The 12784-nt window shown below is 71.9% G+C and carries 11 protein-coding genes; 4 read left to right on the forward strand and 7 right to left on the reverse strand.

Going from position 1 to position 12784, the window contains the following annotated elements; all coding sequences use genetic code 11:
* Positions 1-59 precede the first annotated feature (59 nt).
* Positions 60-680, forward strand: a complete 621-nt coding sequence (locus AB0C20_RS05805) for a DUF998 domain-containing protein (protein ID WP_357188416.1) — start codon at positions 60-62, stop codon at positions 678-680.
* On the opposite strand, the gene AB0C20_RS05810 is transcribed toward AB0C20_RS05805, so the two are convergent.
* Positions 658-2061, reverse strand: a complete 1404-nt coding sequence (locus tag AB0C20_RS05810) for an NAD(P)H-quinone dehydrogenase (protein ID WP_091394456.1) — start codon at positions 2059-2061, stop codon at positions 658-660. The two genes, AB0C20_RS05805 and AB0C20_RS05810, sit on opposite strands and share 23 nt — an antisense overlap.
* A gap of 106 nt (positions 2062-2167) precedes the next feature.
* Here AB0C20_RS05810 and AB0C20_RS05815 point away from each other — a divergent pair, with 106 nt between their 5' ends.
* Positions 2168-2623 carry a gamma-glutamylcyclotransferase gene (locus AB0C20_RS05815; RefSeq protein WP_357188419.1) on the forward strand — a complete coding sequence of 152 codons (456 nt, stop codon included), beginning with the start codon at positions 2168-2170 and terminating at the stop codon, positions 2621-2623.
* Positions 2624-2698: 75 nt separating this feature from the next.
* Here the strand turns inward: AB0C20_RS05815 and AB0C20_RS05820 are convergent, their stop codons facing one another.
* From AB0C20_RS05820 to AB0C20_RS05835, 4 genes are all read right to left on the reverse strand, one after another.
* Entirely contained in the window at positions 2699-3658 is a 960-nt protein-coding gene (locus tag AB0C20_RS05820; RefSeq protein ID WP_357188421.1) for a GNAT family N-acetyltransferase, read from the reverse strand.
* Between the two features lie 62 nt (positions 3659-3720).
* Positions 3721-4455 (reverse strand): hypothetical protein, encoded by a 735-nt coding sequence (locus tag AB0C20_RS05825; RefSeq protein WP_357188423.1) that lies wholly within the window; start codon positions 4453-4455, stop codon positions 3721-3723.
* A gap of 104 nt (positions 4456-4559) precedes the next feature.
* Positions 4560-5552, reverse strand: a complete 993-nt coding sequence (locus AB0C20_RS05830; RefSeq protein WP_357188425.1) for a hypothetical protein — start codon at positions 5550-5552, stop codon at positions 4560-4562.
* Between the two features lie 4 nt (positions 5553-5556).
* Entirely contained in the window at positions 5557-6189 is a 633-nt protein-coding gene (locus AB0C20_RS05835; RefSeq protein ID WP_357188427.1) for an MBL fold metallo-hydrolase, read from the reverse strand.
* A gap of 93 nt (positions 6190-6282) precedes the next feature.
* Between AB0C20_RS05835 and AB0C20_RS05840 the strand changes: the two genes are divergently transcribed.
* A complete protein-coding gene (locus AB0C20_RS05840; protein WP_357188429.1) occupies positions 6283-7245 on the forward strand; it encodes a DUF4349 domain-containing protein in 963 nt (320 codons plus the stop codon).
* Here the strand turns inward: AB0C20_RS05840 and AB0C20_RS05845 are convergent.
* On the reverse strand, positions 7202-8461 hold the full coding sequence (locus tag AB0C20_RS05845) for an amidohydrolase (RefSeq protein ID WP_357188431.1): 1260 nt from the start codon (positions 8459-8461) through the stop codon (positions 7202-7204). The two genes, AB0C20_RS05840 and AB0C20_RS05845, sit on opposite strands and share 44 nt — an antisense overlap.
* A 457-nt stretch (positions 8462-8918) precedes the next feature.
* A complete protein-coding gene (locus AB0C20_RS05850) occupies positions 8919-10502 on the reverse strand; it encodes a methylmalonyl-CoA mutase family protein (protein ID WP_357188434.1) in 1584 nt (527 codons plus the stop codon).
* A gap of 206 nt (positions 10503-10708) precedes the next feature.
* On the opposite strand from AB0C20_RS05850, the gene AB0C20_RS05855 reads away from it, so the two are divergent.
* Entirely contained in the window at positions 10709-12775 is a 2067-nt protein-coding gene (locus AB0C20_RS05855; RefSeq protein ID WP_357188436.1) for a protein kinase, read from the forward strand.
* Positions 12776-12784 lie beyond the last annotated feature (9 nt).

The following is a 12784-nucleotide window of genomic DNA, read 5'->3' on the forward strand; positions in this document are numbered from 1 at the left end:
GAACGATTTCGGTGGCTGTCCCGGATTCGGCTGGGGTGTCCGCGGCGACAGGCTGAGGCATGCCTGTTACCCGGAGTACCGGCCTGCTGGCCCTGGGCGGGATCGCCCTGGCTGCGCTGCTCACCGTGATCGGCCACCTCGAAGTCAACGACGACCTCAACCCGTGGGCGTTGACCATCAGCGACTTCGCGGTCTCCGACCGCGGCGGCGTCATCGACATCGCCATGGTGGTGCTCGCGCTCGCCACAGTGGCGTTGCTGTACGGACTGCGCCGCGCCAGCCCACCCCGACCGCGCTCCGGCCGTACCGCCGAGCTGCTGCTCGGCGCATGGGTGGGTGGGCTGCTGCTGGCCGCCTTGGTGCCGACGAACGAGCCGGGCACCGCCATGACCACCGCCGCCTACCTGCACCGGTACGCGTCGGTGATCGCCTTCCTGGCGTTGCCGGCGGCCGGTTGGCTGCTCGCCCGCCGACCTGACCTGACGCCAGCCGCCCGGACGCTACGCGCCCTGGTCCTGCTGAGCCTGGCCCTGGCAGCGGCGATGATCTGGTCCGCCTACCCCGGCGACCGGATGCTCATCGGCCTGGCCGAACGCCTCCTGATCCTCACCGAGGTCGCGGTCCTGGCCACCGTGGCGCTGCTCCAGGCCCGGCAGGTCACTCCAGCTCGTGCAGCATGAGCTGACGGGCCGCCTCGGTGATCGAGCCGGACAGCGAGGGGTAGATGGTGATGGTCTGGGCCAGCTCGTTGACTGTGAGGTTGTTCTCCACCGCCATGGTGATGGGCAGGATCAGCTCGCTGGCCTTCGGAGCGACCACCACGCCGCCGATCACCTGACCGCTGGCGGGACGGCAGAACAACTTCACGAAACCGTCGGAGAGGTCGTCCATCTTGGCCCGGGCGTTGCCGGACAGCGGCAGCATCACCTGCCGGGCCGGCACCTTGCCCGCGTCGACCTCGTCCTGCGAGACGCCCACGGTGGCCAGCTCCGGGTCGGTGAAGACGTTCGCCGCGACGGTACGCAGCCGCAGCGGGCGGACCGCCTCGCCGAGCGCGTGCCACATCGCGATCCGGCCCTGCATGGCAGCGACGCTGGCCAGCAGCAGGACGCCAGTGCAGTCGCCGGCGGCGTAGATGCCTGGCACGTTGGTCCGGGAAGCCCTGTCGACAGTCAGGTAGCCGCCCCGGCCCAGCTCCACCCCGTACTCGGTGAGACCCAGGTTGGCGGTGTTCGGGATCGAACCGACGGTGATCAGCGCGTGTGAGCCGGTCACCTTGCGGCCGTCGGAGAGCTCCACCTCGACGCCGTCGGCGGTACGCCGGACCGCGTCGGCCCGCGAGTTGTTGAGGATCTCCATGCCCCGGTTGCGGAACACCCGCTCGATGGCGGAGGCGGCGTCGGCGTCCTCGTGCGGCATCACCCGGTCCCGGCTGGAGACCAGTGTCACCTCGACCCCCATCGCCAGGTACGCGCTGGCGAACTCCGCGCCGGTCACGCCGGACCCGACCACGATCAGGTGCTCGGGCAGCTCCGGCAGGTCGTACACCTGTCGCCAGGTCAGGATGCGCTCACCGTCCGGTACGGCGGTGGGCAGCTGGCGGGGCGTCGAGCCGGTGGCCACCAGCACGGTGGACGCGTCGATCGAGTACTCCTCGCCACCGTCGGCGGGGGTGACGACGACCCGGTGGGTGTGCCCGAGGGAGTCCTCGCCGAGCCGGGCGGTGCCGGCCACGAAGGTGACCCCCGCCTTCAGCAGCTTGGCGTGGATGTCGGCGGACTGCGCCAGGGCCAGCCGCTTGACCCGGCCGTGCACCGCCCGCGCGTCGACGGTGACCGCCTCCAGGCCGTCCGAGTGCACCCCGAACTCCTCGGTGTCGCGGTAGCCGGTGACCACCTGCGAGCTGGCGATGAACGTCTTCGACGGTACGCAGTCGGAGAGCACGCAGGCGCCGCCCGCACCGTCGGCCTCCACCACTGTGACATCGGCGTCGAGCTGGGCGGCGACCAGCGCCGCCTCGTACCCGGCCGGCCCCCCACCGATGATCACGATCCGGCTCACAGCGTTCGCCCTTCGTTGATGCTCACAGTGACTTTCTTCTCCCGAGCGCATTCGACACGCACTGTCGTATTCTCCCCCACCCATCGGCCGGGCTATCGTCATCGCCGTGCGTCATCACGCCGCCTACGGCTCAAATCTCGACCCTGCCCGGATGCGCGCCTACTGTCCGCATTCGCCGATGGTGGGCACCGGCTGGCTGGAGGGCTGGCGGCTGACCTTCGCCGGGGCGGACGTGATCGGCTGGGAGGGTGCGGTGAGCACCCTTGTCGAGTCTCCCGGTGAGCGGGTCTTCGTGGCGCTCTACGACATCCACCCCTACGACGCGGGCCAGCTCGACGAGATCGAGGGGGTGACCGCCGGCACGTACCGCAAGCTGCACGTGCGGGTCTCCACCCTCGACGGCGACGTGACCGCGTGGATCTACGTCTTCAACGGGTACGAGGGTGGCCTGCCGACCTCGTGGTATCTGTCGGAGATCGCGAACGCCGCCGAGAAGGCGGGCGCCCCGGACGACTACGTCACCGAGCTGCGGGCCCGCCCCACCGGCACCGCCTCGGCGTAGCAGCGCGTATCGCACCCCTCCAGTCTGCTCCCGCTGTCGAGCGGAGCGCCGGTCGGGCCGGACCGGGGTCGTCAATCACACACCGGCCGCCGGAACGGAAAGCTCGTACATGTCGGCCCACAGGGTTTCCCGCAGGCCCACCGACTCGTACAGCGACAGCGGGGCGGTCGGGTTGGTGAGGTCGACGCCGAGGCCGGCGGACCGCCGCCCCTTCTCGGCGTAGCGGGCGAAGGCGCTGCGCAGCAGCGCCGCACCCACACCCCTGCGCCGGTACGCGGGCAGCACCGACAGACTCTTCACCCAGCCCTGCTGCTGGTCGACCGCCTGGTCCGAGGACCGCAACGCGCCGACCGGCACCCCGTCCACCTCGGCGACGAACCACTCGTCCCAGGCGGTCAGGTCACCGATCCGGGCCCGCCACCGCTCGTACGACAGCGGCTCGTGATCGGCGGTGTCGGCGAAGGCGGTATCGGTGATCCGGTGGAACTCCCGCAGGTCGGCCTCGTCGTCCGGGCGGACCTGCCGCACCGTCACTGCCGATGGACCGGCCGGCTCGTCGGGCAGGTCGTCCAGCGGCCCGCTCATCCGGACGTACCTCTTGACGAGGGTGAACCCGACCTCGCGCAGGGTTCGCGCCCAGTCGCGTTCCGGCGCGAAGACCGCGCAACGGACGGTGAGCGATGGCAGCCCCCGCTCGGCGGCGCGCTCGGCGACCCGGTCCAGTTGTCGAGTCAGCAGCGATGCCCGAACGGTCGCGGCGCGCACCGGGTCGACGTGGATCTCCACGAACTCCCGGCCGACGCCGGTGGGGTTGTCCACCGTCGCCCAGCCGACCACGTCGCCCTCCGGGTCGACCGCCAGCCAGGAGTCCCGGGCCGGGTCGAAGTGGGGGGCGGTCAGCGACGCTGCGACGTCCTCGGCGTCGAAGTCGGGATGGCCGATGGCGAAGGTGTCGGCGGCGTGCACCACAGCGAGGATCGCCGGCACGTCGTCGAGGGTGGGTCGGCGCGTCGTCCAACCAGCGGGAAGGGTCACGGCAGGACATCCTGGCAGCCGATCCGCTCCGACGCCGCCCATTTTTCCGGCCGGCGGCAGGCTCAGCCGAGGTCGACGCGGGTGCGGTGCAGCAACTCCACCAACTCCGCGCCGTCGGCGGGCCCGAGGGCCGTGAACGCCGGCGCGGCCAGCCGGTTGGTCACCGCCTCCGCCCAGAGCCGGCGGCGCACCAGCGGCCCGATCGGCGGGTACGGCGGCGGCCAGCCACAGGCCACCGCCCCGGCCTCACCCTCCGGCCCGGACAGCACTGCCTCCAGCGGGGTCATCCCGGCGGCCCGTACCGCCAGCAGGTAGGCGCCGGTGAAGTGTTCCCGGAGCAGCCGCAGCCCGGCGGCGCTGCGAGCCCCGGGCGAGAGATCCGGAAGCGGCATCGCCCGCCACGCGGCGAAGAGCGGCATCCCACTGGCCTCCGCCGCCACCACGGCCCGCTCGACGAGCGCCGACAGGCGCTCGGTGCCGGGCAGGGGGCCGAGCTGCTGCGCCCCCCACCGGCAGCATTCGGCGAGGCTCGCGGCGGCCACCTCGAACGGCGGAACGACCCGGGCGGCGGCGTCCCAACCGTCGGCGACCGCGTCCGGGGCGATGAACCCGAGGGCGGCGGCGGCGGTCTCGGCCCGCACACCGCCGAGCGCGCCGGCCCGGCCGCTGATGTAGAAGGCCCAGCCGGAGATGCCGAGCAGTCGGGCCCGGCGCAACGTGGTCGGGTCTCGACTGAAGGCGTCACCCAGGTCGAGCACGACGGGCTTACTGGCGGCCGCGACCTGCTCCGGAGTCACAGCGCCGCCCCGTTCGGGCAACCCGAACCGGCGACCACGACAACGCCCCGACCCGGGGCCACTCGCCGTGTACGGCCCGCACACTCGTCGTCGTCCATCGATGGTCAGTCTGCCGCGCCACCGCCCGCGTCCGCATTCCCCTCTTCGGCCGCCAGTGCCTCGACCGCCGCCTCGACCTCACCGGCACGCCGCCGGGCCACTGTGACCGCCCGCTCGGCGGCACGCCGGGCGAGCTTGGCCCGGCTGAGGTCCTGCTCGGCGACCGCGCGCCGCCGCTCCAGCTCGGCCAGCTCGGCCTCAAGGCGATCGAGTACGGCCGCACCGTCGCGCTCCTGCCCGGTCGCCTCGGTCAGCTCGGTCTCGGCCCGCTCCTGGTCGGCCTGGGCCTTCGTCAACTCCCGGTCCAGGGCGCGGCGCTGCCGGGCCAGCTCGGCTCGGGCCGCTCGCTGAGCGGCACGCTCGGCCTGCTCGGCACGCTCGGCCTGCTCGGCCGCCCGGTCCGGACGGGGGGCCGCCTCGGGACGGCCCCGTTGGGGGCCGGGCCGGCGGGCCGGACGCTCCTCCTCGCGCTCCTCGTCATCGTCGGTGACCAGCCGCAGTTGCGGCCGGGGCACCTCACCGAAGCCGGCGTAGCTGGCCGCCCGCAGCAGGCGGCCCGCCCGCACCTGCTCGGCGACCTCGACGTCGGAGAACGCCGCGTTCAGCGTCGCCTCCACCTCGGCCAGGGGCAGTCGGCTCGCCGGTGGCGCGTCCGGCTCGGCCGCGGCGAGCTTGCGAACCTCGGCGACCAGGGCGCCGACCACAGCCCGGCGCTGCGCGGACAGTTCCCGCAGTCGGGGCCCGCGCAACTCCCGCTGGGCGACTCGCAGGGCGTCGGCGAGCTGCACCAGATCGGCGACCAGCTCCGGGCGTCGGATGGCGAGCAGGTTCACCAACCAGGCGGCCACCGTCGGGCGACGCAGCCGGGCCAGTTGCCGGGCGGTGCTCGGGTCACCGGCCCGGCGGGCCTCGGCCACAGCGGCGTCCCGGGCGGCCACGAACCGGTCCGGTGGGGTGCGGTAGAGCTGCTGCACCAGCTCCGCGGAGAGGCCGGGCATCGGGTCAGACGTCCACCCGGCTACCGGGCTCCAGTCGCTGGTATTCGGTGCCGGACAGCGCTGTGTACTGCCTGTCGAGCACGCCCAGCCCATTGTCGTTGAGCAACGCGTCGTGCAGGGCGTACGCGCGCCGCGGTGCGACAGCGCGGATGAAGTCGACCACCTCGGAGAACTTCGACCAGGGCGCGTGGATCGGCGCGAAGAGCGTGTCGACGGGTGTCTCGTCGGGCACCACCAGGGAGTCTCCCGGGTGGTAGACCACGTCGTTGATCAGGTAACCGAGGTTGTCGATCACCGGGATGTCGGGGTGGATCACGGCGTGCCGCCCCCCGTAGGCGCGTACCGCGACCCCGGCGGCGGTGAACGACTCACCGACGCTGACCGGGCGCAGAACGTCGGCCACGTCGCCCAGGGTCTCGCCGAGCGAGGCGGGCCCGTGGATCGGGAACGGCTGTCGGTCGAGTTGGAGACGCACCGCTGCCAGATCGAGGTGGTCGGGGTGTTCGTGGGTGATCAGCACCGCGTCCGCACCGTCCAGCGCCGCCGCGGCGTCGCTGAACACTCCGGGGTCGACGACGAGCACTCCCCCGTCGTGTTCCACCCGAAGGCAGGAGTGGGCGTACTTGGTGAGCCGCATCGTGACTCCTCGATTATCGAATCGTGACGTCCTCAGCGCAGTCTGCCGGAACCAGCCGGTGTGCGCGTCGCGTCCGAGCTATCGCCACACCGGTTGACGACGATGGGAGCGGGGATGGACGGACAGGTGGGACGACGCCGCGGTGCGCTGCTGGCGGCCACGACACTGGCGGCGGCCCTGGCGCTGACGGGGTGCGGCGCTGGCGACAGCGGGGCGCAGGACAGCGCGGGCACGGCGGCCGAGGCGCCGGCGGCCAACGGCGGCGAGGCGGGCCGGGACGCCGCCGCTGGTGCGCCGGAGGGGGCCGGCGCTGGCGTTCCGGACCTACGGGTCGACCAGCGGGCGATCATCTACACCGGAAGGATGCGGGTGCAGGTGAACGATGTGGACTCGGCCGCCCGCGAGGCCACCGACGTCGCCACCCAGGCCGGCGGCTTCGTCGGCGGCGACCAGCGGCGCAGTGCCGATGCCGACGCGGTGGCGGAGTTGGAGCTGCGGGTGCCGGCGGCGAAGTTCACAGGCGTGGTGGAGGAGATCGCGAAGCTCGGTCGACAGCAGAGCCGGCAGATCGACACTCAGGACGTCACCGAGGAGACCGTCGACCTGGAGGCCCGGATCACCAGTCAGCGGGCCCGGGTGGAGAGCGCCCGCCGGTTGCTGTCCCGAGCCACCTCGATCACCGACCTGGTGTCGCTGGAGAACGAGTTGGGTCGACGGGAGGCCGACCTGGCCTCGCTGGAGGCCAAGAAGCGGCGCCTGGCCGACCTGACCGCCCTCTCCACGATCACCGTGTCGCTGGCCGGACCGGCGGCGAAGGACACCGAGGAGGAGGCCGAGACCGGCTTCCTGGTCGGGCTCAGGGGCGGCTGGAAGGCATTCGTCGTCTCGATGACCGTCCTGCTCACGGTGCTGGGCGCGTTGCTGCCCTGGCTGGTGGCGCTCGGCGTACCACTGGTGGTGCTGCTGGTGGTGCTGCGCCGACGGCGCAAGTCCCCGGCCCCGGTCGGGCCGGTCAGCGCGCCGCCGCCAGTGCCCGCAACGCGGTCTGCACCATGACGCGGACGCCGACCGCGATGGACCGCTCGTCCACGTCGAAGCTCGCCCGGTGCAGGTCGACGTTGGGGCCGGAGCGACCCACGCCGAGCCGGGCGAGGGCGCCGGGGACGTACTCCAGGTACCAGGAGAAGTCCTCGCCGCCCATGCTCTGCGGTGTCTCGGCGATCCCGTCCGGGCCGAGGGCGGCGGCGGTGGCGGCGGTCAGCACCTGGATGGCGTGGGAGTCGTTGCACACCGGCGGCCGGCCGCGCAGGTATTCCAGGTCGACGGTGGCACCGGTCGGCGCGATCACGTCCCGCACCACCTGAGCGACGATCTTGGGAGCCTGCTCCCAGGTGTCGCGGTCCATCACCCGGAGGGTGCCGGAGGCGCTCGCCTCGGACGGGATGACGTTGTAGCGGGTGCCGGCCGAGGCGTGGCCGAAGACCAGCAGCAGGCCGCTGTTGGCCGGCACCCGGCGACTGACCAGGGCCGGCACCTCGGTGATCAGCCGACCGAGGGCGTCGACCATGTCGACGGTCAGGTGCGGGCGGGCGGTGTGCCCGCCCGGGCCGGAGAGTCGAACTGTCACGTTGTCGGCGGCCGCGGTGATCGGGCCGACCCGCAGGCCGACCTGGCCCACCGGCAGGTTCGGGTCGCAGTGCAGCGCGAAGATCTGCACCACGTCGTCCAGGCCGCCGGCCTCGATGACCTCCAGCGAACCGCAGGGCAGGATCTCCTCGGCCGGCTGGAAGATGAGCCGGACCCGACCGTCCAGCTCACCGAGGTCGGCGAGCTGGGCCAGCAGCATGCCAACGCCGAGCAGGACCGAGGTGTGCACGTCGTGCCCGCAGGCGTGGCAGACGCCCTCCACTGTCGACCGGTACGGGACGTCCTTGGGGTCGTCCAGCGGCAGGGCGTCGATGTCGGCGCGCAGCGCCACGACCGGGCCGTCCGGCCTGCCGTTGACGTCGCAGATCACGCCGTTGCCCTTGGGCAGCAGGCGCGGGTTCAACCCGGCCAGCGACAGCTCCCGGGCGATCAGCGCGGCCGTCTCGAACTCGTTGCCGGAGAGCTCCGGGTGCGAGTGGAGGTGACGGCGCGTAGCGATCAGCCCCGGTACCCGGAGGGCGAGCAGGTGGTCCAGCTCGCGGGGCAGGGGCTGGGATCCCGGCGGCGTCTCCGGCCAGGACGACGCCAGCGGGCCGCTTGTGGGCAGCGTCAACGCACTCGTCACGTCGAATTCTCGATCACTAGGAATGGATGGATCATCGGGGACAGCAGACAGCCTAGACCTCCGACGGTGACGCTGCGCAACCTCGTTACGGTAATGATCGGACCGCGCAGAGTCACGTATGCCCTGCTGGGGGCGCTCGTCAAGGCGGGGGACAGCAGGTAGATCACGGTCGAATGCCGTCATCAGCCCCTCACCTCCTACAACGCGTAACCGATCGCGGCGGTCACGAATCCCGGCGCCAGCCGGAACCCCGTTGCCAAATTGTCGCATTAGTCGGGGTGGTGAACTGACACTCCGACAATTAGCCGACCACGCACCGCAACGAGCCGGATAAGGACGCTCACACGCACCCACCCACCGTGGGCGCACACGGTGTGCGTCCCGGCTCAACCGACCGGATACCCGCTCAGAGCGCCGGACACACCGCGCCCCGGGGCCGCGGTCGCGGCCGGGCGCTTCAGAATCGGTCGGTGGGTCGGTACAACCCCCACACCTCACGCAACGTCCCGCAGACCTCACCCACTGTCGCCCGGGCCCGCAACGCCTCCTTCATCGGGTACAACACGTTCTCCGTTCCCTCGGCGGCGGCCCGAAGATCGGCGAGCGCCCGTGCCACCGCGTCGGCGTCCCGCTCGGCGCGCAGCCGGGCCAGCCGGTCGGCCTGGGCCGCCTCGATCGTCGGATCGACCCGCAGCGGCTCGTACGGCTCCTCCTCGTCCACGGTGAACCGGTTGAGCCCGACCACCACCCGTTCCCCCGAGTCGATCTCCTGGGCGATCCGGTACGCGGACTGCTCGATCTCCCGCTTCTGGAACCCAGCCTCGATCGCGTCCACCGCCGAGCCGTGGTCGGCCACCCGCTCCATCAACTCGACGGCGGCGGCCTCGATCTCGGCGGTCATCGCCTCCACCACGTACGACCCGGCGAACGGGTCGACGGTGGCGGTCAGGTCCGTCTCATAGGCCAGCACCTGCTGGGTACGCAGCGCGAGCCGGGCCGCCTTCTCGGTGGGCAGCGCGATCGCCTCGTCGAAGCTGTTGGTGTGCAGCGACTGGGTGCCACCGAGCACGGCGGCCAGACCCTGCACCGCCACCCGAACCAGGTTCACCTCCGGCTGCTGGGCGGTGAGCTGCACACCAGCGGTCTGGGTGTGGAACCGCAGCATCATCGACTTCGGATCCTTGGCGCCGAAGTCGTCCCGCATCAGCCGGGCCCAGATCCGCCGGGCGGCGCGGAACTTCGCCACCTCTTCGAGCAGCGTGGTGCGGGCCACGAAGAAGAACGACAGCCGGGGTGCGAAGTCGTCGACGGCGAGGCCGGCGGCCAGCGCCGCCCGTACGTACTCCACACCGTTGGCCAGCGTGAACGCGATCTCCTGCGCGGGCGTCGCGCCGGCCTCCGCCATGTGGTAGCCGGAGATCGAGATGGTGTTCCACTTCGGCACCTCGCTGCGGCAGTACGCGAACGTGTCGGCCACCAGGCGCAGCGACGGCTTCGGCGGGAAGATGTACGTCCCCCGGGCGATGTACTCCTTGAGGATGTCGTTCTGGATGGTGCCGTTGAGCGCCGTACCCGGCACCCCGTTCTCCTCGGCGACGAGTTGGTAGAGCAGCAGCAGCACCGAGCCGGGCGCGTTGATGGTCATCGACGTGGACACCTTGTCCAGTGGGATGTCGGCGAAGAGCAGCCGCATGTCCTCGATGGAGTCGATCGCGACACCCACCTTGCCGACCTCGCCGTGCGCGATCGACTCGTCCGAGTCGTAGCCCATCTGCGTCGGCAGGTCGAACGCGACCGAGAGGCCCATCGTGCCGGCCCGCAACAACTGGTGGTACCGCGCGTTGGACTCGGTGGCGGTGCCGAAGCCGGCGTACTGGCGCATGGTCCACGGGCGGGAGGTGTACATGGTGGGGTAGACACCCCGGCTGTACGGAAACTCGCCCGGGCTGCCGAGCCGGGAGTCCAGGTCCTCCGGAAGGTCGGCCTCCGTGTAGACGCCGTTGATCGGGAAACCGGACTCACTTGACCGCCGTTGGTTCATCCCCGGATGGTAGGACGCCTGGCCACGTCGTCGGGTGAGGGATACCGCACAGTGCGTCCCGACCGGTCGACACCAGGTGAACGACAGGGCACGTTCTGTCGACTTCGATAAACGTCCGCCGCGTCGGCTTTCGCATCGGGCGTCGGAACCAGCAAGATAGGGGGGTTGTGTCCCAGCCCCCCTCGATTTCCCCCGGTGGCTTTTCTGTGACTCAGATCCCGACGTGGAGCGGCGGACCAGTTAGTCCCGCCAACGGACGAGCGGCGCCCGGCACCACCATTGGTGGCCGGTACTCGCTGCGGTCCTCGGTGGGCAACGGCGGCATGGGCACGGTGTGGCGCGCCACAGACACCCTGCTGCGCCGCGACGTGGCGGTGAAGGAGGTCGTCCTGCCCCCGGGGCTGGCCCCCAGCGACCGCGACGCGATGTACGAACGCACCCTGCGCGAGGCCCGCGCCGCCGCCGCCATCCAGCACCCCGCCGTGGTGCAGGTGTACGACGTGGTCACCGAGGCCGGGCGGCCGTGGATCGTGATGGAGCTGCTGGACGCCCGCAGCCTCGCCGACATGGTGATCGAGGACGGGCCGGTCGCGCCCCGCGCCGTCGCCAAGATCGGCATCGCGCTGCTCGGCGCGTTGGAGGTCGCGCACGCGATCGGCGTGCTGCACCGCGACGTCAAACCCGCGAACGTGCTGATCTGCACCGACGGGCGCTGCGTGCTGACCGACTTCGGGGTCGCCCGGATGCCCACCGACGTGCAGCTCACCACCCCCGGCATGGTGCTCGGCTCGCCGCACTTCATCTCGCCCGAGCGGGCCATGGGCCAGGAGTTCGGCCCGCCCAGTGACCTCTTCTCGCTGGGTGTGACGCTCTACACCGCCGTCGAGGGGCGGCCCCCGTTCGACAAGGGCGACCCGATCGAGACCATGCACGCCGTGGTGGAGGACCCGCCCGCCCCACCGCAGCGCAGCGGCCCGCTGACCCGGGTGCTGATGGGTCTGCTCGAGAAGGACCCGGCGCGCCGACTCGACGTGCACACCTCCCGGGCCATGCTGCGCGAGCTGCTCGCCGGCCCGCTGGGCAGCACGGCGACGGCTGTGCACTCGGTCACCGACCCGTACGCAGTGGTGCCGGTGCAGCAGCGCCCCATCCCCGTCCTCCCGCCGGCCCAGCCGGAGCCGAAGCCGGACAGCCAGATCGGTGGCCCGGCGATGCTGGCCCCTGGTGAGTCCCTGACCGACCGGCTGGCCTCGCTACGCCGGGGCGAGCGCCCGCAGGCAGCTCGCCCGGCCGGCACCACCGGTGGGCTCGACGAGACCAGCGCCGACGCGTTGGCCGGTCCGCTGCACACGCCGACCGGCGCGATGCCGACTCCCGGCCGACCGGCAGCCGGGCGCACCTACGGCGGCAATGCGGACGCCACCCAGCGGGTGGACGCCGGCGGGCACCCCGATGCCACCCAACGGGTCAGCTACGGCACCCCGGCCGATGCCACCCAGCAGGTCGGGTACGGCGGCGCAGCACCGGAGGCCACCCAGCGTGTCGGCGGCACCTACGGCGGCGGCAACCAGTGGTCGGTGCCGGGCACCGGTCAGCCCTGGGCGACAACGCCCGCCGCGTCGGGCGGCAGCGCGCTGGACAAGGTCCGGGCCACCGGTGGTCAGCTCGTCACCACTGTCAAGGGCTGGCCGCGCAAGGTGCAGCTCGCCGCGGCCGGCGGGTTGGTCGTCGTGCTGCTGATCACCGCGGTGGCACTCTCCGGCGGCGACGACGCCCCGCCGAGCACCCCGGCCGCACAGCCCACCCCGTCCGCCCCGGCGGCCCCCACCGTCGAGATGCAGGAGCACACGGCCCGCGGGATCCAGGTCATGGTGCCGAAGGGCTGGAAGAAGGCCACCGGCGGCTCGTACACCGACTACATCGACCCGGCGGACAGCGGCCGCAAGGTCCGCATCATCACCGAAAAGTGGAGCAGCAGCTCCGTCCGGTGGGCCGAGACGGCCGAGAACGGCCTCAAGACCCGGAGCACCTCCTGCGTCAAGCCGTACAACCAGATCTCCTCCACCGAGACCGAACTGGCCAGCAAGCCGGCAGCCGAATTCGAGTACACGTGCGGCGCTGGTGACGCGATGCGGCACGGCGTCTGGCGGGGCGTCGCGGAGGACGGCAAGGCGTACTCGTTCTACCTCACCGCCACGGACGCCAAGTTCGCGGAGAGCAAGCCGATCTTCGACGAGATGGCACGGACGTTCCAGCTCACCGGGAACGGCTGAGCCGGAGGG

Origin of the sequence: Micromonospora sp. NPDC048843, from assembly GCF_040649965.1 — a bacterium.
Lineage (GTDB): Bacteria > Actinomycetota > Actinomycetes > Mycobacteriales > Micromonosporaceae > Micromonospora > Micromonospora hortensis.